Origin of the sequence: Neorhizobium sp. JUb45, from assembly GCF_004343585.1 — a bacterium.
In the GTDB taxonomy this organism is placed as follows: domain Bacteria; phylum Pseudomonadota; class Alphaproteobacteria; order Rhizobiales; family Rhizobiaceae; genus Neorhizobium.
This window is the reverse complement of record NZ_SLYW01000001.1, coordinates 793,918-813,415: the sequence shown is the minus strand read 5'-3', so window position 1 is coordinate 813,415 and position 19,498 is coordinate 793,918. Positions and strand designations below refer to the sequence as shown.

Below are 19,498 nucleotides of genomic sequence, written 5' to 3'. Positions count from 1 at the left end.
AGCGTCGGCTTGTCAGCCGTCAAACTGGGAATAAGTTCATTGCGATAGTGCGCATGTGCAGCATTCCCGATATGAATATCGAACCGCCATTGCGCAGAAGCCGCGAAAAAACCGACAGATGGAGAACCCAATGGGTGTGATGACGTCCACAGAAACTCCACTCGATGAGAAAGCCATCATCGCCGCCGCCGAAAAGGCGCTCGCCGATATCGCCGCCATCCGCGAAGAAGTCGGCAAGGTGATCTTTGGTCAGGAGCAGGTGGTCGAAAACACGCTTCTCGCCGTCCTCTCCGGTGGCCATGCGCTGCTGGTTGGCGTACCGGGCCTCGCCAAGACCAAGCTGGTCACCACACTCGGCACCGTCTTGGGCCTCGATGGCAACCGCATCCAGTTCACGCCTGACCTGATGCCATCCGACATTCTCGGCACCGAGGTGATGGATCAGGACGAAACCGGCCGCCGCTCCTTCCGCTTCGTCAAGGGACCGGTTTTCGCCCAGCTGCTGATGGCCGACGAAATCAACCGCGCCTCGCCGCGCACCCAGTCGGCGCTTTTGCAGTCGATGCAGGAATATCACGTCACCGTCGCCGGGCAGCGGTATGATCTGCCCGCCCCCTTCCACGTTCTCGCCACCCAGAACCCGCTGGAACAGGAAGGCACCTATCCGCTGCCGGAAGCCCAGCTCGACCGCTTCCTTCTTCAGGTGGATGTGCTTTACCCGGAACTCGACGCCGAACGGCAGATCCTGCTCGGCACGACTGGCATTTCCGAAGCCAAGGCCCGCGGCGTCATCGATGCCACCCGCCTTCTCGAAATCCAGTCGCTCATCCGCCAGATGCCGGTCAGCGACAAGGTCGTCGATGCTATCCTCTCGCTTGTCCGCTCCGCCCGCCCCGGCCATGGCAACACCATGACCGATCGCCACGTCGCCTGGGGTCCCGGCCCGCGCGCCGGTCAGGCGCTGATGCTGTGCGCCCGCGCCCGCGCCCTTTATGAAGGCCGCCTCGCCCCATCGCTGGACGATGTCGCCGCTCTCGCCGAACCGGTTCTACAGCACCGCATGGCATTGACCTTCTCGGCCCGCGCCGAAGGCATGACCGTGCGTGACGTGGTTTCCGGTCTGGCAAAACAGGTCCGCGGCTAAAACCGTTCGACCGAAAGGAGTACGCGTGGCATCCATCGGTGAGATCGTCGACCAGACGCCGAGCGCAGAAGTTCTCAGCCGTGCCCGGCAGCGGGCCATCCTCGTGCCCGATTGCATGGTCGAGGCCCGCCGCATCGCCAATACGGTGATCGCCGGCTGGCATGGCCGCCGCAAGCGCGGCATCGGCGAAAATTTTTGGCAGTTCCGGCCCTATGCGGATGGCGAAAGCCTCGCCCGCATCGACTGGCGCCGCTCCGCCCGCGATGACCATACCTATATCCGCGACAAGGAATGGGAAGCCGCCCACACCGTCTGGCTGTGGGCCGACATGTCGCCGTCGATGATGTACAAATCCACCTATGCGGCCGTTTCCAAGGAAAGCCGGGCGCTGGTGCTGATGCTGGCGCTCGCCGAAGTGCTGGCTCGTTCGGGCGAACGCATCGGGTGTCCGGGCATCATGGAACCGGTCTCGGCCCGCAACGCCGCCGAACGGCTGGCGACCGCGCTCGTCCACGCTCCGCCATCCACCGGCCTGCCGCAAACGGAGATGATCCGTGGCGCCAGCGATATCGTGCTGATCGGCGATTTTCTCGATGATGCCGACCGCATCATGCAGCGCGTCGCGCCGCTTGCCCGCCGTGGCCTGCGCGGCCATGTCATCGAAGTGGCGGATCCGGCCGAAGAGATTTTCCCCTATAGCGGCCGCACCGAATTCACCGATCCCGAAACCGGCGAAAAGCTGGTCTCTGGCCGAGCCGAATCCGTCCGCGAGATCTATCGCAATGCCTATCTGGCGCGCCGCGAAAATCTCGGCCAGTCGCTGCGCCGCATGGGCTGGAGCTTTATCGTACACCGCACCGATCATCTGGCATCCGAGGCTCTCGGCGCCGTGCACGGTTACCTCTCAGGCAATCCGCCGCGTATCGTGCCGAATGCATCGTCTGGCGTTGGCGCAGGAGCGAATGTATGAGTGGTTTCGCCTTCGCCAGCCCCACCATCCTCTTCGCACTGATCGCCCTGCCCGCCATCTGGTGGCTGTTGCGGCTCACACCACCGCGTCCGCGTTCGGAAGTTTTTCCGCCGCTGCGCATTCTTGCCACCGTCCTGAAACGCGAGGAAACGCCGGCGCAAAGCCCGTGGTGGCTGACGCTGCTGCGCATCCTGCTGGCCGCCGCCGTCATTCTGGCAATTGCCGATCCGGTCATCAACCCGCGCAGCAATCCGCTGGCCTCCGGCGGCCCGCTGGTGCTGATCGTCGACAACAGCTGGGCAAGTGCAGAAGACTGGGAACGCCGCGTGCAGACCGCCGACCTGATGATCAGTGACGCCGCCGAAGCCGAAATACCGGTCTCGCTGGTCTTCACCGCCGAAGCCACCCACGACGCCGTGCCCGCCAGTGCCACCGTTGCCCGCGAACATCTTGCCGCCGCCCGCCCGAAACCGCTGGTGCCGGATCGCCTGCGCGCCGCCCGCGCCGTCACCGAAGCATTGAACGGCACGCAGCCCGGCACGCTCGCCTACCTCTCGGATGGCATAGCCACACCTGCCGATGGCGACATGCTGACGGCGCTGGCAAGCCTGTCACCACGCGACATGCAGCTGATCGAAGGCGACGGCCAGAAATCCCTCGCCGTCACCGGCGCCACCAACAATGCCGCCGCCATGTCGGTCAACGCCACACGCCTGAAGACCGAAGGCGCCCAGAACTTTTCCGTCAATGCGCTCGACCAGCAGGGCCGCTCACTGGCAACGGGAACACTCGATTTCGCAGCCGGCGCCAATACCGCGACGGCCACTATCAACGCCCCGTTCGAACTGCGCAACGATTTCGCCCGCCTGTCGGTCGAGGGCATTGCCACGGCTGGTGCCACGCATCTGCTCGACGACGGTTTCAAGCGCCGCCGCATCGCCCTTCTCTCCGGCGACAGCGGCAATGACTTTCAGCCGCTGCTTTTGCCACTCTATTATATCAGCCGAGCGCTCGAACCCTATGCGGACCTGATACAGCCGCGCGGTGGCGATCTTGCCGCATCGCTGCGCGAAATCTTGACCAGCAATCCGTCGGCCATCGTCATGGCCGATGTCGGTCGCCTGCCCGAGGAAAGTTATGCGCCGCTGCAGCAATGGCTGAACCGTGGCGGCACGCTGATCCGTTTTGCCGGCCCGCGCCTTGCCGCGGCCCCGGCTGACGATCCGCTTGTGCCGGTGCGCCTGCGTCAGGGCGAACGCGCGCTGGGTGGCGCCATGTCCTGGGCCGATCCGCAGCCTCTCGCCGCCTTCCCCAATTTCGGCCCCTTCGCCGGCATGGCCCCGCCAGCCGACATCACCGTGCGCCGTCAGGTTCTGGCGGAACCGACGCCCGATCTCAACGAGCGCACCTGGGCAAGCCTTGCCGATGGCACGCCTCTGGTGACGACGCGTGAGGTCGAGGCCGGCCGCATCATTCTTTTCCATGTCAGCGCCGATGCGACATGGTCGAACCTGCCGATCTCCGGCAATTTCGTCGAAATGCTGCGCCGTCTCGTGCAACTGTCGCGCGCCGGTGGCGCCGCCCCGCCGGAAGCGGGTGCGACGGCCGCAGCCCTGCCGCCTTACCGCCTGCTCACGGCTGACGGCATTCTGTCGACCGAAGTCGGCAGCGCCCGTCCGCTGGCCATCAAGGTCGGCGCCACGCCGATTGCCAGCCTCGACAATCCGCCCGGCCTTTATGGTTCGGAGGAAGGTTTTACCGCCGTGAACCTTTTGGCACCCAACGCAACGCTCTCGCCCTTCGACCCCTCGTCCGCCGTTTTCCCGATCGTCCGGCAGGGGCTTGCCGGTGGTGAAGCGTGGTCGCTGCGCCCTCTCCTGTTTGCCGCTGCCTTCTTCATGCTGCTTGTCGATACGCTGATCGTGCTGTTCATGAATGGCGGTTTCGCCCGCCTGCCGCGCGCCGGTCGTGCCGCTGCCATGCTCGCAGTCTTCGCCGGCGCGATTGCCTTCGCTCAGCCGGGTGATGCCCATGCCCAGACGCCGCCCGCGCCACCGGCACAATCCGCACCCGCCCAGTCCGCGCCCGATCCGAACGCCCCGATCGAACACGCAAAACCCGGCGACGACACCATCCTCGAGCGCCTCGACACCACCCATCTCGCCTATGTCATCACCGGCGAAGGCGATGTCGACCGTATTTCCGAACAGGGCCTGGATGGCCTCAGCCAGTTCATGACCTATCGCACCACGCTGGAGCCCGGAGCGCCGGTGGGCGTCGACATCACCAAGGACGAATTGTCCTTCTACCCGATCATCTACTGGCCGGTCTCCGCCACCGCGCCCATGCCGTCGGCGGCCGCCATTTCCCGCATCGATGCCTATATGCGCAGCGGCGGCACGGTTCTGTTCGACACGCGCGACCAGTTCAGCTCGCTCGATAGCGGCGGCACCAGCCCCAACGGCGAACGCCTGCAGGCGATCCTCGCCAATATCGACATCCCGCCGCTGGAGCCGACCCCGAGCGACCACGTTCTCGCCCGTTCCTTCTATCTGCTCAACAATTTCCCCGGCCGTTACAATGGCAGCCCGCTCTGGGTGGAGGCGCGTCAGGATGCCCGCAATCAGGGCACCGGCCTCTCGTCTTCCGGCGACGGCGTGACGCCGATCCTCATCACCGGCAACGACTTTGCCGGGGCATGGGCGGTGGATGCGCAGGGCAATTCCGTGCTTCCGACGGTGCCGCCGGACGATATGCAGCGCGAGCACGCTTTCAGAAGCGGTGTGAACATCATGATGTACATGCTCACCGGCAATTACAAAGCCGACCAGGTGCATGTCCCCGCCCTGCTCGAACGTCTTGGACAATAAAGGGAGCTGCCGATGACCATCGAATTCTCCCCCTTCTTCGCATGGCCGATCCTTGCCGGCCTCGGCGTGTTTGCCGCCATCCTTGTGGTCTTGAGCCTATTGCGCGGCCTGCGCGGTTCTCTTTTACGCGCTCTTGCGCTCGTCGCACTGCTGCTCGCCATCGCCAATCCGCTTCTGACACAGGAAGACCGCGAACAGCTTTCGACCATCGTCCCGGTCATCGTCGACCGCTCGCAGAGCCAGGAAACAGCCAACCGCACTGAGCAGACAAATCGGGCGCTGGAAGGCCTGAAGGAACGCCTGTCGCGTTTCCCGCGCATCGAACCGCGCATCGTCGAGGTCAACGACAACCCGGATTCAGACTCCCCCTCGACACAACTGTTCGGCGCCCTTTCCGCAGCATTGTCGGATGTCCCCCCTGCCCGCGTCGGCGGCGCCATCTTCCTGTCCGATGGCCAGATCCACGATATGCCCGGCATCAATCAGGATCTCGGTTTCGACGCGCCGATCCACGGCCTGATCACCGGCCAGCCGGACGAATACGATCGTCGCATCGAAGTGGTGAAAGCCCCGCGTTTCGGCATTGTCGGCGAACGTCAGGACATGACGCTGCGCGTCTTCGACGACGGCCGTCAACAGGGTGGCTCGGCCGAGGTGACGGTGCGCATCAACGGCGAACAGGTCGCCATCATTCAAGCGGCTCCCGGTGCGGAAACGCCGTTCAGCTTCACCGTGCCGCGCGGCGGCAACAACGTGATGGAATTTTCCGTCGCCGGCATTCCCGGCGAAGTCACCACCGCCAACAACCGCGCCGTCCACGTCATCGACGGCATCCGCCAGAACCTGCGCGTGCTGCTGGTCTCCGGTGAGCCGCATGCGGGCGAACGCGCTTGGCGCAACCTGTTGAAATCCGACGCCTCTGTCGATCTCGTCCACTTCACCATTCTGCGCCCGCCGGAAAAGCAGGATGGCACGCCGATCAACGAACTGTCGCTGATCGCCTTCCCCACCCGCGAACTGTTCGTCGAAAAGATCAACGATTTCGACCTGATCATCTTTGACCGCTACAAACACCGCGGCGTGCTGCCGATCCTCTATTACGATTACATTTCGCAATATGTCGAAAAGGGCGGCGCCCTGCTGATTGCCGCCGGTCCCGAACATGCCGGCGAGGATTCGATCGCCTCGACGCCGCTGGAACAGGTCCTGCCCGCCTCGCCGACCGGCGAGATGCACAATGCAGGTTTCTACCCGCACCTGTCGGCTGCTGGCCAGAAACACCCGGTCACCCGTGGCCTCGAAGGCTCAACGCAGAACCCGCCGGCCTGGGGCCGCTGGTTTCGCACCGTCGATGTCGCGCCGCCGCGTGGCCAGACGGTGATGGAAGGCGATGGCGACCGCCCCCTCCTCGTCCTCAACCGACAGGGTGAAGGCCGCGTCGCCATGCTGCTCTCCGATCAGGGCTGGCTGTGGGCGCGTGGTTTCGAAGGCGGTGGCCCGCATGTGGATCTCTATCGCCGCATCGCCCACTGGCTGATGAAGGAACCGGAACTGGAAGAAGAGGCACTCACCGCCCGCGCCTCCGGTCGCACGCTGGAAGCCACCCGCCAGACGATCGGTGACGATCCGGGCCCGGCAACAGTCAAATATCCGTCCGGCAAGACCGAAAGCCTGCCCTTCACCCAATCCGGCCCCGGCCTCTACAAGCTCGAAAAACGGATGGATGAAACCGGCCTGTTCGAAGTGTCCAACGGCGAGTTTTCGACGCTGGTACATGTCGGTGCGGTCGATGCGCCGGAGTTCAAGGCGATGGTCTCGACCGAACAGACGCTCGCCCCATACGCGGAAAAAACCCGCGGCCTCGTCACCCGCGTCGCCAGCGAGGACGGCATCCGCCTACCCGACATTCTGCCCGTTCGCGGTGCTGTGCGGGTGGCCGATGCCAATCGCATGACCATCCGCATGACGGACGAAACCGTGCTGCGCGGCATCAACACGCTGCCGCTGTTTGCCGGTTTTGCTGGTCTCGCCGCGCTGTTGATGGCCGTCTCGGCCATGTGGTGGCGTGAAGGCCGCTAACGTTTTACCGGCCTGCCGTCGCGGCGGGCCGGCTTCTCTCTTTTGTCCGTTGAAAGCCACAGCCTTTACGGCCGCCTCACCTCTCTGCTATCGCCCTTCGGCAATCGATGAGGGGAGAGAGCATGACCATCGAACTGACCATCACCGAAGACTGGTTGCCGGAAGAGGAAAAGGCGGTCGAAGCCCCTCTCGTCGCTTATAATCTCGAGCGGTTCGGCCCGTCGGATCTGCAAAAGCTCGGCATCTTCCTGCGCGATGCCGATGGCAATGTAGAAGGTGGCCTCGTTGGCCGCACAGCACGCGGCTGGCTCTATACGCAGCTGATCTTCATCCCCGAAAACCTGCGCGGTCAGGGCCTTGCCGGGCAATTGCTGGCCAAGGCGGAAGAAGAGGCAAAAGCCCGCGGCTGCATCGGCGCCTATATCGACAGCATGAACCCGGATGCCGTCGCCGCCTACCGGAAATACGGTTACGAGATCGCCGGCGAAGTCGGGCCTTTCACCGCCGGCAATGGCGTCACGTGGTTGTCCAAACGCTTCTGACGCGACCGGGTTTCAGGCCGTTTTCAACGCGCGCGTCACAACGGTCGGCACCACGCCGGTCTGCTCATCCTCGCCGCCGATAACCTCGCGGATCTGCTGACGCAGCCAGGCATTGGCAAGGTCGCCATCGGCATGGTTGGCCCAAACCATGCTGACTGCCGGAAAGGTCAGCGGTACCGGCAGCGGGCTGACCTCCAGCCCGAGCAGCGGCGCATAACGCTCGGCAATCCGGCTCGGCACTGTTGCGATCACCGGGCTGACCTGCGCCGCCGACAGAACCGACATGTAACCGGGCGCCGCCGCAACCACGTTCAGCTCGACGCCGGCCAGATCCAGCGCATCCTTGATGCAGCCCTGCAATGTCTCGTTCTGGGTGATGGTGGCATGCTCGGCGGCCAGATAGTCGTCGAGCGCGATCGGGTTCGACAGCGACAGCAAGGCAGGATTGTAGCAGGAGGCGAATTTGACATCGTAAAGCGCCTCGAACGAGCGACGGCTGGTTTTCGTATAGGTGCAGCCGACCGCCAGATCGATGCTGCCATCCTCCAGCGATGGCTCCATCGCCTCATAGGGAAAAACCCGCGCCAAAACCTTGATGCCCGGCGCAAGCCGTCTCAACCGTGCCGTAAGATCGGGGATCAGCAGCAGCTCGATTTCCGGCGACATGGCAATCCGAAACGTCCGCTCCTCGGTCGCCGGATCGAAGGCAAGTCCACCGGTCAGCGCCAGCTGTGCTTGCCGCAGAGCGTGGCGCACCGGCACGGCAAGGCTGCGTGCCCGCGCCGTCGGCTGCATCACCTGACCGACACGAATGAAAAGCTCGTCCTGCAACAGCACTCGCAAGGTCGACAGCGAATGGCTCATCGCCGGCTGCTGGATTTTCAGCCGTTTCGCCGCCTTGGTGACGCTGCCCTCCGCCATCAGTGCATCGAAGGCCACGAGCAGGTTGAGGTCGAAGCAGCGCAGATTGAAATGATCGATAGTTGTCATGAGCCGGATCGATTTGTTTGCTGATGCACCGATACATACGTGCTCTCCAGGTCAGTTCAAGACCGCCTATCAATCGATCTGGAGTTTTCCATGCAGACCCGTCGCTCGCTTCTCACCAACACCGCCGGCCTGGCATTGGCCGCCGGTGCAATCTCCGCCCTGCCCGTCAGCGCCTTCGCCAAGGCTGCCATCATCGGCACACAAGTGCCCAGCTTCTACCGCCTGAAACTCGGCGATTACGAAGTCACAGCACTGTCCGATGGCACCATCAAACTGCCGATGGCGAAGATCTACAAGAACATCAAGGAGGCTGACGCCGAGACCTATCTGGAAGGTCATTTTCAGGCCGGCGACAGCGAGACCTCGGTCAACGCCTTCCTCGTCAATACCAGTGAACGGCTGGTTCTCATCGATGCCGGCACCGGCGACCTGATGGGGCCATCGCTCGGCAAACTCGTCGCCAATATCGAAGCGTCGGGCTACAAGACATCGGAGATCGACGACGTCATCCTCACCCATATCCATGCCGATCATTCCGGCGGTCTCGTCATCAACGGCAAGCGCGTTTTCGAAAACGCCATCCTGCATGTGAACCAGCGCGAAGCCGATTTCTGGCTGAAGGCGGATGCCAAAGCCAAGGCCGACAAGACACTCGGCCCGCAGATCACCCAGGCCGAAAAATCCGTCGGCCCTTATGTCGAAGCCGGAAAGTTCCAGACCTTTGCCGACAATGCCGCACCGATCCCCGGCTTCGGTTCCGTCCTGCATGCCGGTCACACAGCGGGTCACAGCGGCATCATCGTCGAGAGCAAGGGCGAGAATATCATCTTCTGGGGCGACATCGCCCATGGCGACGTGCTGCAATATGATCACCCGGAAATCACCGTGTCCTTCGACGTCGATCAGAAGGCGGCGGCAGCAAGCCGCGCTCTCGCTTTTGCGGATGCGGCAGACAAAAAGTATCTGGTGGCCGGCGCGCACCACGCCTTCCCCGGCATCGGCCATGTCCGCCGCGACGAAACGAATTACGAATGGGTACCGCTGGTCTATAAAGCCAGCTACTGAACGGAAACGGGCACCGTCAGCAGACGGTGCCCGGATCAGATCACGACAGCGAAACATCCTTGGTTTCGGCGTCGATCATCAGCGCCGCTGCAGCGGCCAGTACCAGCAGGCCGGCAAACACGCCGATCGCAAGGCCAAGCCCGTCGGACACGACAAAGGCCATCACCGACGGCGCCAGAAGACCGCCAAGCCGCGCCATAGCCCCCGCCGCCCCCATGCCGGTGGCACGCGAGGCCGTCGGATAGAGTTCCGGCGTGTAGGCGTAAAGCGCACCCCAGGTGCCGAGCAGCGCAAAGCTCATCAGCAGCAGCGCCGCGGCGACCAGAAAACCGCCATCGGCGATCACGAACAGCAGGCAACCGAAAGCCGACAGCAGGCAGAAGGCCACCAAAGTCGGCCGCCGCCCCCAGGCCTCGACGCCATAGGCGGCGAGCGCATAACCCGGCAATTGCGCCAGTGCGACCAGCACGAGAAAACCGTAACCACGCACGAAACCAAAACCATCGGCCGCAAGTTTCGGCGGCATCCATGTGAAGACGCCGTAATAGGAGATCGACACCAGAAACCAGATCGCCAGCATCATGACACTGCGCTGGCGCAGTTTTGGCGAAAATAGGCCGACACTCTTCACCACCGGCGGCTTGACGAGACTGATATCGGCACCGAGTTCAGGCTTGCCGTTGCCGGCGAGGATGCGGTTGATAACCACTTTGGCCTCATCACCGCGTCCATTGCGCAACAGATAGAGCGGCGATTCCGGCACCAGAAAACGCAGGCCGATACCGATGATGGCCGGCACCGCATTGACGGCGAGGATGTAACGCCAGCCATCCTCCAACCCGGCAAGGCTGGTGGCCCAGGCCGTCAGCGCCACGATCAGCGTGCCGACCGCCCAGAAACCTTCGAGCATGACCAGCCAGCGGCCACGGTTTTTCGCCGGCAGGAATTCCGCCATCATCGCATAATCGACCGGCAGCGTGCCGCCGACCGCAAAGCCGGTGAGAAAACGCAGAACGATCAGGCTGGTGAAATCAGGAGAGAAAATCGCCAGCGTACCGAACAGCGCATCGCAGGCGACGGTGAAGATCAGAACCCGGCGGCGGCCATAACGATCGGCCAGCTTGCCGCAGACGGCAGCACCGATCAGCATGCCCAGAAAGAACAATGTGCCCGCCTGCAGTGCCTGCGGTATGGTCAGGCCAAAGCTTGTGGCGATCGAGGCGGCGGTAAAACCGACCGCCAGAACCTGCATTGCATCCGCTGTCCAGACAAGGCCGAATATGCCGAGCAGGCGGCGCTGATAGGCGCCCGTGCCTGCCCGATCCAAAGCCGCATCGATGGAAATTCCCGTCATTCCAAAGCCCCCTCGGCACGCATTCACCGTCGGCGACATTTCGCCCGACCTGATGCCCGGCAAGATTTAGAGGGTTTGATTTACGGGCGCCAGCCGATTTTGCCCTTCAGGCGTTCGGCAATGTCGTCGGCCATCGGCACGATCAGCACGCGGCCGGGATCGACAGGGCCGGGAAATTCGAGCGCGCCATAGGCGACCTTCACGAAACCGAGCGGCATGTAATAAGGCGGGTCGCCAACGAGGATGACACCTTCCGACCCCTTGCGCCGTGCCGCCTCGATGGCGATGCGCACCAGTTCGCGGCCAATCCCGCGGTTCTTGTGCGACGGCCGCACGGCCAGCGGCCCGAGCATATGCGCCTTGACGCCGCCGGCCAGAACCGGCGTCATCCGCACCGAACCGATGGTTTCGCCGTAATCGGTGCAGACGAAAGACAGCGAACGGTCATGCGGCCCCTGCTCACGGATACGCGCTGCCGCCTTGACGAACCGGCCGGGGCCAAAAGCCTCGGCATTGATCAGTTCGATGACGTCGTCGTGAGACGCGTCTTCCGTGAGATAAACGAGGTCGTGCTTTTCGAGAAGTTGCGGAGCCATGGTGAACCGAAGCCGTAGAAATAAGAGCGGACAGGACAAGTGATCTCGTTGACGCCTGTTGAAGCGTCTTGTCGAAGGATCAGCGTCGTCGCAGTGCTCTTGGCTCGGTCATGAATGGATGGTTCCCAGAAATTTGTGAAAACGCGGTTAGCAGGATTTTTTTCGTCCGTCCAACACAAAACTCACTGTTCGCAATTTCGCGCCTCGATATCTGCCTGCGTTGTCGTATCTATGCAGCAGAACACGGAAGGAATTTCATCATGGGTATGCTCGTCGACGGCAAGTGGCAGGACGTCTGGTATGATACGAAAGCCACCAAGGGCCGTTTCGAGCGGTCGCAATCGCAGTTCCGCAACTGGCTGACCGCGGATGGCTCGGCTGGTCCGACCGGCCGCGAAGGTTTCAAGGCCGAAGCCGGGCGTTACCACCTCTATGTCTCGCTCGCCTGTCCCTGGGCTCACCGCACGCTGATTTTTCGCAAGCTGAAGAAGCTGGAAGACCTGATCTCGGTGTCAGTCGTCGATTACCTGATGCTGGAAAACGGCTGGGAGTTCAAAAAGCCCGCAGGCGCCACCGGCGATACCCTTTATGGTCTCGACTATCTTTACCAGATCTATTTGAAAGCCGATCCGCACTATTCCGGCCGGGTCACCGTGCCGGTGCTGTGGGACAAGCGAGAGCAGACCATCGTGTCGAATGAAAGCGCGGAAATCATCCGCATGTTCAACACCGCCTTCGACGGCCTGACCGGCTCGACCGACGATTTTTATCCATCCGAGCTGCGCGATGAGATCGATGCGCTCAATGCGGTGATCTATGCAACGGTCAATAACGGCGTCTACCGCGCCGGTTTCGCCACCACGCAGGAGGCCTATGAAGAGGCCGTCGTCAAACTCTTCGAAACTCTGGATATGCTGGAGACCCGGCTTTCCTCAAGCCGCTACCTGTTCGGAGAAAAAACCACGGAAGCAGACTGGCGGCTGTTCACCACTCTTGTCCGTTTCGATCCGGTCTATGTCGGCCACTTCAAGTGCAATATCCGCCGTATCGCCGATTACCCCAATCTCTCAGGTTATCTGCGCGATCTCTACCAGCAGCCGGGCATCGCCGACACGGTGAACATGGAGCATATCAAGGGCCATTATTACCGCAGCCACAAAACCATCAATCCCACCGGCATCGTGCCGGTCGGTCCCCAAATCGACCTCACCCTGCCGCACACACGCGAAAGTGTCGGCAAGGTGAAGTAGCGGATTGCGAGGTGGTGAATCCTGTCTTTCTGATCAGTTGAGTGCGACGCGCGTCCGGCGACGGCGCACCAACTCCTCCCTTGCTTCTTCCAGTGCAAGCCCGATGAAATAGGCCAGCATCACCTCGTGTTCCTGCACTGCCAACTTGTGCGTCGCCATCAGGTGGTCGATTGCCATCTCGATCTTCGTCATACCCATCTCCCCATTTATTAGGACATGATGATCAACGATACATGCAGTTGCAAGCAACCAGCAGGTGAATGTGTTCTGGCTTAAGTATCCTACCAGTAGTCTTGCAATTTTGATTCGCCGGACAATTCTTTCAGCCGGCTTAAAGTCGACTTTGTCACGCCTTCTGGCAAAGCGTCGAGAGAGTAAAAACCGCTTTCGGCAATCTCCCTGTCAGGTAAACGTACAGACGTTTGCTTGACGTCCACGCGGTAAAAAAGGACATGATCGCGCTTGCTGGCGCCGCGATTGAAATAGCTGGCGAAAAGCTGTGGATAGCCCTGAATTTCCAGATTTCCTTCCTCGCGCAGTTCTTTCGAAAGCGCCGCATTCGCTGTTTCCCCCCGCTCAACCCCACCGCCGGGAAAATACCATCCCGGCACGTAGGTATGGCGCACCAGAAACACCCGGCCCTCCTCGTCGAAGCAGGCAGCGCGCACACCGAGTGTCATGCTGCGCGTCAGCAGAAAATAACGGTGCAGCAACCACACCATCATCCTGGTGCTTTTACGGGAAATTTCCGGGATGCCTTCGTCACTCATAAGCTTGCTCCTTGGACCTCACAGCCCTATGTCATGACCCCATGTACAGGTTCGCGCATATTTCCGATATCCATCTCGGCCCGCTTCCGCAGTTGACGTTGCGCGAGCTATTTTCCAAGCGGATTACCGGCTTCATCAACTGGCACCGCAACCGGCGCAAGCATCTGCTTGTCAATACGCTGGATCTGCTCCTGAGCGATATCCGCGACCATGATCCCGACCATCTGATGATCACCGGCGATCTCGTCAATCTTGCCACCGAGATTGAAATCCGGCTGGCTGGTGAATGGCTGGAAAGCGTTGGTGAACCGCTGGACACGACGGTCGTGCCCGGCAATCACGATGCCTATGTGCCCGGCGCGCACGACAAGTCGGTGAAGCGCTGGTACCCGTTCATCGCCGGTGACGACAGTCCTCAGCAATGGCCGGACGACGACCACGTTTTCCCGACCTATCGCCGCCGCGGGCCGATCGCCATCATCGGCTGTTCCACCTCACTGGCCACACCGCCTTTTTCCGCCACCGGCTTTTTCAGCTCCCGGCAGGCGCGCGAAACAGTGGAACTGTTGAAAAAGGCCGGTGAAGAAGGCCTGTTCCGGGTCGTTCTCATTCACCACCCGCCGATTCGGGGTGCTGCCGCCCGCCACAAACGCATGATCGGCATCCGCCGTTTCAACGCAGCCATGTCCATGGGCGGCGCGGAACTGATTCTGCATGGCCATACCCATCTCGACACGGTCCACTTCCTGAGAACCCATAGCGGTGGCCAGATCCCGGTCGTCGGCATCGCCTCCGCCTCCCAGGGGCCGGGCGGCCACAAGCCGCGCGCCGCCTACAACCTCTTCACGCTGACGGGCGAACCCGGCGCATGGAACCTGATCTGCGAACGCCACGGACTGACCGAGGCGGCTGATGCTATCTCGCTCGACAACACCCGGCTGTTTTACGGTCACGATCCGCGTGAGACGCTGGCAATCAAGCCGCAGGTGGTGCCTGTGCAATCGCCATGACAGCCTGGCGAAAGCCAGAGATGTTTCAATATCGCAAATTCTCCGCATTCGCATGCCAGTACCATCACTCCAACGCATCGGACGGACATGACACTGCAGCCGGATCTGACAGATATCAGACGCGACCTCGTGACCCTTTTACCGAGGCTGCGGCGCTTTGCGCTCGCGTATTGCGGTCAGCCGGATGTGGTCGATGAACTGGTGCGCGAAGCCTGTGCCAGGGCCGTCATGCAGGCACCGCATTTCGATGGCGCCACACGGCTTGAAAGCTGGGTCTTTTCGCTGATTCGCACCGTGTGGATGGAAGACGCCAAAAAGCGTGCGTTGGGCGCAGCGGAGAGCCACGCCAATGGCTTTGCCCAGCATCAGGCCATACTCGGCATGCCCGCAGGCGCCGCGGCAAGTTTCCTGCTCGTTGCCGTCGAAGAACACCGTTATGCCGAAGCCGCCGATATTCTCGCCATTGATGTGGAGGCGGTCACCGCCCAGCTTGCTCTTGCGCGTCAGCATTTTGCCGGCCTGACAATCGACAGCGCAGAGCGGAGAGCCTGACCCATGCCGCATTCGCAGGACGCGACGCTCGATAACCGCCTGTCTTCGGCAATGGACGGCGAACTGAACGAGCTTGAACAGGCCGAGGTCGACGCGCTGCTTGCCGACGACCCACAGGCATGCGCCGCGCAGGACGAATTGCGCCGCGGTTCGGATTTCGGCAGCCAGGCTTTTGCTGAAGTGCTGCGCGAACCGGTTCCGTTGACGCTGGTGCGCAACATCAAGACGGCCACACCGCCGCGCAAGGCCGTGCGCCTGCCGCAGGCACAAAGCCCCACCCTGCCCTTCAAACCAACGCGCCGACAGGCTATTGCCGCCTGTGCTCTGCTTGTACTGGCTGCCGGCGGCATCGGTTACATGATCGGCAGCCGCCCGCAGATGCAGACCTTTGCCGATCTAGCCATGCCCGTCACCAGCGGCTGGCTGGAAGACATCGCCACCCACCACCGCGTCTTTTCGCGTCAGACCGAACATCTCGTCGAAGTACCGGCATCCGATTCGCCGCATCTGGTCGACTGGCTGATGGCAACAACGGGCGTCTCGTTTCGCGTTCCCGACCTGAGTGCCGAAAAGCTGGAATTTCTCGGCGGGCGCCTGTTTTCAGCAGCCGGCAAGCCGGTCGGCCAACTGGTCTATCGTGACGAGGACGGCAGCATCATTTCGATCTGCTTTGCCCGCAACCTGATCGGCAACGACCAGAACCTGGCCGAACAGATCCGTGACGATATCGGCCTGATCGGCTGGCATCGCGACCAGACGGATTATGTGCTCACCGGCCCTTCCGCCGACGCGACGCTTGATTCCATCGCTGCAAAGATCGCCGGACAGATCTGAAACCCGGCAGTTCCTCAAAAAACAAACGGCCCGGAATCGCTTCCGGGCCGTTTCGTTTTCAGACAGGACAGAGACGATCAGCGACCGGCCAGCACACGGTTCGCGGCCGAAACGATGGCTTCCAGCGATGCCGCCACGATGTTCGTGTTGATGCCTGCGCCAAAAAGTTTGCCGCCGGGATGCTGCATCTCGACATAGGCGATAGCCGAAGCATTGGAGCCGTGCTGCAGCGAGTGTTCGGAATAGTCGTTCACCGACAGTTCCATGCCGAGATAGATCGACAAAGCGTTGATGAAGCCATCGATCGGACCGGTGCCCCGGCCCTCGATACGCTTGACCTCGCCACCATCGGTGATCTCGGCTGCCACCACACGAATGCCCTTGTGCTCGACACCGGCCGGATAGGTATTCTGGTCGACGAATTTCAGGCGGCCTTCCGGCTGATCGACATAACGCTCGATGAAACGATCATAGATGCGCTTCGAGGAAAGCTCCTTGCCCTCTTCGTCGGTGATACGCTGGATCTCCTCGCGGAACTCCACCTGCAGGTTGCGTGGCAGGTTGATGCCGTAATCCTGTTGCAGGATATAGGCGATGCCACCCTTGCCCGACTGCGAGTTGATGCGGATGATCGCCTCGTAGGAGCGGCCGACATCCTGCGGGTCGATCGGCAGATACGGCACTTCCCAGACCGGATGGTTGGCGACCTTGATCGCCTTCATGCCCTTGTTGATGGCATCCTGGTGCGAGCCGGAAAACGCCGTATAGACCAGTTCCCCGACGTAAGGATGACGTTCTGGAATGACCATCTCGTTGGAATATTCATAGACGTCCTTGATGCGCTCGATGTCGGAGCAATCCAGTTCCGGATCAACACCTTGCGTAAACATGTTCAAGGCCAATGTCACCACGTCGACATTACCGGTGCGCTCACCATTGCCGAACAGCGTGCCTTCGACGCGGTCGGCGCCAGCCATCAGCCCCAGTTCGGTAGCGGCAATGCCGGTGCCGCGGTCATTGTGCGGATGCAACGAGATGATGACGTTTTCGCGGTTGTCGATATTGCGGCACATCCATTCTATCTGGTCGGCATAGATGTTCGGCGTCGCCATTTCGACGGTGGACGGCAGGTTGAGGATCAGCTTGTTGTCCGGCGTCGGCTTCACGACCTCGATCACCGCGTTGCAGATCTCCAGCGCCACGTCCAGCTCGGTGCCGGTAAAGCTCTCCGGCGAATATTCGAAACGGTAACCGCCGCCGGCCTTTGCCGCCATGTCGGTGATCATCTTGGCCGCATCGACGGCAATCTGCTTGATGCCGCCGACATCCTTGGCAAACACAACGCGGCGCTGCAGTTCGGATGTCGAATTGTAGAAGTGGATGATCGGCTTGTGCGCGCCTTCCAGCGATTCGAACGTGCGGGTGATCAGTTCCGGGCGGCACTGCACCAGCACCTGCAGGGACACATCTTCCGGCACGCCGCCCTCTTCCACGCACCAGCGGGCAAAATCGAAGTCGGTCTGCGAGGCCGACGGGAAACCGATCTCGATTTCCTTGAAGCCCATGTCGAGCAACAGCTTGAACATGCGCGCCTTGCGGTCATGCCCCATCGGGTTGACCAGCGACTGGTTGCCATCACGCAAATCGACGGAACACCAGATCGGCGCCTTGTCTATCACCTTCGAAGGCCATGTGCGGTCGGGAATATTGATCTGCGGATAGGCGCGATATTTTACGCCTGCGGCCTGCATGCCCTTGGCCGATGCGGAAATCTTGCTGTCCATGTCTTCGTCCTTCGCTTGCCCTCCGCAGGAGCCGTTTGGCTCGATGCCGTTCATCGACGGTCATCCGACTGCGGATGCTGGACCTTATGGTCCGTGTTTATTTCAGGGATTTGATGCGAGGAGCTCTTACGCCGGCGGGCTTTGTCGGCCGCCGGGCGCTCCTCAACGGACCCGGCAACCGAGTGTAAGGTCGAGGCTAAGAAGCGAGAGAGGCGCGAAAACCGTCGCCCCGGCTGCGATGCAGCGGGTTGCAAAACGGTCAAACATGATCGCGCCTGTCATGGTCATGTGCGAATCTATAGCTGTCGGGACAAGATGTGGCAAGAACGGCTTTTTGACTTTTGGTACGCCTTCACGAAACCGATCAAGACATCAACGCTTTCCCCAGCCCTTGGTGAAACGTGCAAGCCACAGCACGAAGCCGCCTGCGACAAGCCCCCAGAAAGCCCCGGAGATACCGGCAAACGTCGTGCCCGAAGCCGTCACCAGAAAGGTGATGGCGGCGGCTTCCCGCGCCGACGGATCATGAAACGCGGCATGCGCGGCATTGGACAACGCACCGATCAGCGCCAGCCCCGCCACCGCCTGCAACAGGATCGGCGGCGCCAGCGATACGAAAGCGATAATGCCACCAGCGATCAGCCCGAGCACGATATAGGCGCTGCCGCCCACGACCGCCGCCCAGTATCGCCGTTTCGAATCGGGATGCGCATCCTCGCTGGCGCACATGGCCGCAGTGATGGCGGCAAGATTGACGGGCACGCTGCCGAAGAAGGCAATGATGGTGGAAAACACGCCGGTCGAGGCAAACAGCGGCCCCGGCGGCGGCTCATAACCATGCGCCTTGAGAATGGCGATGCCCGGAATGTTCTGCGACGCCATGGTGACGATGAACAGCGGCAGCGCCACAGAAACGAACCCGTGCCAGGTGAACAGCGGAGTGACGAATTCCAGTTGCGGATGGATCGCGCCACCAACCCGCGCCATCGCATCCGGCGGCAGGTCGACACCAAAGATCAGCACCAGAATGAAAGCCGCCAGCGCCGAAGGCACGGCCCAAAGCCGCCAGCGGGTCACCACCAGCATCCATGCCAACACGATCGGCAGGCCAAACCACGGATTGAACGCCACCGCCTTGACAGGCGCGAGGCACAGGCCCAGCAGAATGCCGGCAAGCATGGCATTGGCAAGCGGCGTCGGGATCAGCCGCACGGCCCGGCCGAACGGCGGAAACAGGCCCGTCAGCGTGATCAGCAGGCCGCAGAGCACGAATGCACCGATAGCGGCCGGAAATCCGCCCTCGATCATGCCGGTCGTGGCCAGCAGCGCGCCGCCCGGTGTCGTCCATGCCATCATGATCGGCATGCGATGACGCAGCGAGAAAAACACGGCGAGCACGGCTTGGGCGACGCAAACCGCCAACAGCGCCGACGCCACCTGATCGGACGTGGCACCCATCGCCGTCAGTCCCTGCACGATGACGGCAAACGAACTGACGAAACCGACAAACGCGGTCAGCAGCCCCATCAACAGGGCGGGAACGGAGAAATCTTTCAGCATCGGGAGGATCCGTCTCTAGATGGAGACAGCAAGGAACACAGGAATTTGCGGCAGGCAAGTCCGTGTCGCCCGTGCCGAGTACGGCAGGTCAGCTTTTCGGCAAAAACACATATCCACAGCCAGTTCTG

The 19,498-nt window shown here is 61.8% G+C and carries 17 protein-coding genes; 10 read left to right on the top strand and 7 right to left on the bottom strand.

The window, feature by feature from the left end; all coding sequences use genetic code 11:
* Positions 1-130: 130 nt before the first annotated feature.
* From EDF70_RS03920 to EDF70_RS03900, 5 genes are all read left to right on the top strand, one after another.
* Positions 131-1,144 carry a MoxR family ATPase gene (locus tag EDF70_RS03920; RefSeq protein ID WP_132272006.1) on the top strand — a complete coding sequence of 338 codons (1,014 nt, stop codon included), beginning with the start codon at positions 131-133 and terminating at the stop codon, positions 1,142-1,144.
* A gap of 25 nt (positions 1,145-1,169) precedes the next feature.
* The gene (locus tag EDF70_RS03915; RefSeq protein WP_132272005.1) at positions 1,170-2,114 is read left to right on the top strand and encodes a DUF58 domain-containing protein; all 945 of its coding nucleotides are present in this window, start codon (positions 1,170-1,172) and stop codon (positions 2,112-2,114) included.
* Positions 2,111-4,984, top strand: coding sequence for a DUF4159 domain-containing protein (locus EDF70_RS03910; protein WP_132272004.1), 2,874 nt, complete (start codon positions 2,111-2,113; stop codon positions 4,982-4,984). Before EDF70_RS03915 ends, EDF70_RS03910 begins: the two co-directional genes overlap by 4 nt.
* A 12-nt stretch (positions 4,985-4,996) precedes the next feature.
* Positions 4,997-7,063 carry a hypothetical protein gene (locus EDF70_RS03905; protein ID WP_132272003.1) on the top strand — a complete coding sequence of 689 codons (2,067 nt, stop codon included), beginning with the start codon at positions 4,997-4,999 and terminating at the stop codon, positions 7,061-7,063.
* A gap of 122 nt (positions 7,064-7,185) precedes the next feature.
* Positions 7,186-7,605 carry a GNAT family N-acetyltransferase gene (locus tag EDF70_RS03900; RefSeq protein WP_132272002.1) on the top strand — a complete coding sequence of 140 codons (420 nt, stop codon included), beginning with the start codon at positions 7,186-7,188 and terminating at the stop codon, positions 7,603-7,605.
* Between the two features lie 12 nt (positions 7,606-7,617).
* Here the strand turns inward: EDF70_RS03900 and EDF70_RS03895 are convergent, their stop codons facing one another.
* Positions 7,618-8,595 carry a LysR family transcriptional regulator gene (locus EDF70_RS03895; protein WP_132272001.1) on the bottom strand — a complete coding sequence of 326 codons (978 nt, stop codon included), beginning with the start codon at positions 8,593-8,595 and terminating at the stop codon, positions 7,618-7,620.
* 90 nt (positions 8,596-8,685) lie between these two features.
* Between EDF70_RS03895 and EDF70_RS03890 the strand changes: the two genes are divergently transcribed.
* Positions 8,686-9,660 (top strand): MBL fold metallo-hydrolase, encoded by a 975-nt coding sequence (locus EDF70_RS03890; RefSeq protein ID WP_132272000.1) that lies wholly within the window; start codon positions 8,686-8,688, stop codon positions 9,658-9,660.
* A gap of 40 nt (positions 9,661-9,700) precedes the next feature.
* Here the strand turns inward: EDF70_RS03890 and EDF70_RS03885 are convergent, their stop codons facing one another.
* On the bottom strand, positions 9,701-11,014 hold the full coding sequence (locus EDF70_RS03885; RefSeq protein ID WP_132271999.1) for an MFS transporter: 1,314 nt from the start codon (positions 11,012-11,014) through the stop codon (positions 9,701-9,703).
* An 80-nt stretch (positions 11,015-11,094) separates the two neighbouring features.
* The gene (locus EDF70_RS03880; protein ID WP_132271998.1) at positions 11,095-11,610 is read right to left on the bottom strand and encodes an N-acetyltransferase; all 516 of its coding nucleotides are present in this window, start codon (positions 11,608-11,610) and stop codon (positions 11,095-11,097) included.
* A gap of 260 nt (positions 11,611-11,870) precedes the next feature.
* Between EDF70_RS03880 and EDF70_RS03875 the strand changes: the two genes are divergently transcribed.
* Positions 11,871-12,860 carry a glutathione S-transferase family protein gene (locus tag EDF70_RS03875; protein WP_132271997.1) on the top strand — a complete coding sequence of 330 codons (990 nt, stop codon included), beginning with the start codon at positions 11,871-11,873 and terminating at the stop codon, positions 12,858-12,860.
* A gap of 33 nt (positions 12,861-12,893) precedes the next feature.
* Here EDF70_RS03875 and EDF70_RS29890 read toward each other — a convergent pair whose 3' ends face one another.
* Both EDF70_RS29890 and EDF70_RS03870 read right to left on the bottom strand, forming a co-directional pair.
* A complete protein-coding gene (locus tag EDF70_RS29890) occupies positions 12,894-13,052 on the bottom strand; it encodes a hypothetical protein (protein WP_165931930.1) in 159 nt (52 codons plus the stop codon).
* Between the two features lie 89 nt (positions 13,053-13,141).
* A complete protein-coding gene (locus EDF70_RS03870; RefSeq protein ID WP_132271996.1) occupies positions 13,142-13,630 on the bottom strand; it encodes an NUDIX domain-containing protein in 489 nt (162 codons plus the stop codon).
* A gap of 41 nt (positions 13,631-13,671) precedes the next feature.
* Here EDF70_RS03870 and EDF70_RS03865 point away from each other — a divergent pair, with 41 nt between their 5' ends.
* From EDF70_RS03865 to EDF70_RS03855, 3 genes are all read left to right on the top strand, one after another.
* A complete protein-coding gene (locus EDF70_RS03865; protein WP_132271995.1) occupies positions 13,672-14,640 on the top strand; it encodes a metallophosphoesterase in 969 nt (322 codons plus the stop codon).
* A gap of 87 nt (positions 14,641-14,727) precedes the next feature.
* The gene (locus EDF70_RS03860) at positions 14,728-15,192 is read left to right on the top strand and encodes a sigma factor (protein WP_132271994.1); all 465 of its coding nucleotides are present in this window, start codon (positions 14,728-14,730) and stop codon (positions 15,190-15,192) included.
* Between the two features lie 3 nt (positions 15,193-15,195).
* Positions 15,196-16,026 (top strand): anti-sigma factor, encoded by an 831-nt coding sequence (locus tag EDF70_RS03855; RefSeq protein WP_132271993.1) that lies wholly within the window; start codon positions 15,196-15,198, stop codon positions 16,024-16,026.
* Between the two features lie 77 nt (positions 16,027-16,103).
* Here the strand turns inward: EDF70_RS03855 and leuA are convergent, their stop codons facing one another.
* Together leuA and EDF70_RS03845 are read right to left on the bottom strand one after the other, a co-directional pair.
* The gene (gene leuA / locus EDF70_RS03850) at positions 16,104-17,810 is read right to left on the bottom strand and encodes a 2-isopropylmalate synthase (RefSeq protein ID WP_132271992.1); all 1,707 of its coding nucleotides are present in this window, start codon (positions 17,808-17,810) and stop codon (positions 16,104-16,106) included.
* 372 nt (positions 17,811-18,182) lie between these two features.
* On the bottom strand, positions 18,183-19,370 hold the full coding sequence (locus EDF70_RS03845; RefSeq protein WP_132271991.1) for a benzoate/H(+) symporter BenE family transporter: 1,188 nt from the start codon (positions 19,368-19,370) through the stop codon (positions 18,183-18,185).
* Between the last annotated feature and the right edge of the window lie 128 nt (positions 19,371-19,498).

Bases quoted from the DNA above. Each gene is read 5' to 3' on its own strand.
- EDF70_RS03920 (WP_132272006.1), top strand. From the start codon at position 131: ATGGGTGTGATGACGTCCACAGAAACTCCACTCGATGAGAAAGCCATC.
- EDF70_RS03910 (WP_132272004.1), top strand. From the start codon at position 2,111: ATGAGTGGTTTCGCCTTCGCCAGCCCCACCATCCTCTTCGCACTGATC.
- EDF70_RS03905 (WP_132272003.1), top strand. From the start codon at position 4,997: ATGACCATCGAATTCTCCCCCTTCTTCGCATGGCCGATCCTTGCCGGC.
- EDF70_RS03900 (WP_132272002.1), top strand. From the start codon at position 7,186: ATGACCATCGAACTGACCATCACCGAAGACTGGTTGCCGGAAGAGGAA.
- EDF70_RS03895 (WP_132272001.1), bottom strand. From the start codon at position 8,595: ATGACAACTATCGATCATTTCAATCTGCGCTGCTTCGACCTCAACCTG.
- EDF70_RS03890 (WP_132272000.1), top strand. From the start codon at position 8,686: ATGCAGACCCGTCGCTCGCTTCTCACCAACACCGCCGGCCTGGCATTG.
- EDF70_RS03885 (WP_132271999.1), bottom strand. From the start codon at position 11,014: ATGACGGGAATTTCCATCGATGCGGCTTTGGATCGGGCAGGCACGGGC.
- EDF70_RS03880 (WP_132271998.1), bottom strand. From the start codon at position 11,610: ATGGCTCCGCAACTTCTCGAAAAGCACGACCTCGTTTATCTCACGGAA.
- EDF70_RS03875 (WP_132271997.1), top strand. From the start codon at position 11,871: ATGGGTATGCTCGTCGACGGCAAGTGGCAGGACGTCTGGTATGATACG.
- EDF70_RS29890 (WP_165931930.1), bottom strand. From the start codon at position 13,052: ATGACGAAGATCGAGATGGCAATCGACCACCTGATGGCGACGCACAAG.
- EDF70_RS03870 (WP_132271996.1), bottom strand. From the start codon at position 13,630: ATGAGTGACGAAGGCATCCCGGAAATTTCCCGTAAAAGCACCAGGATG.
- EDF70_RS03865 (WP_132271995.1), top strand. From the start codon at position 13,672: ATGTACAGGTTCGCGCATATTTCCGATATCCATCTCGGCCCGCTTCCG.
- EDF70_RS03860 (WP_132271994.1), top strand. From the start codon at position 14,728: ATGACACTGCAGCCGGATCTGACAGATATCAGACGCGACCTCGTGACC.
- EDF70_RS03855 (WP_132271993.1), top strand. From the start codon at position 15,196: ATGCCGCATTCGCAGGACGCGACGCTCGATAACCGCCTGTCTTCGGCA.
- leuA (WP_132271992.1), bottom strand. From the start codon at position 17,810: ATGGACAGCAAGATTTCCGCATCGGCCAAGGGCATGCAGGCCGCAGGC.
- EDF70_RS03845 (WP_132271991.1), bottom strand. From the start codon at position 19,370: ATGCTGAAAGATTTCTCCGTTCCCGCCCTGTTGATGGGGCTGCTGACC.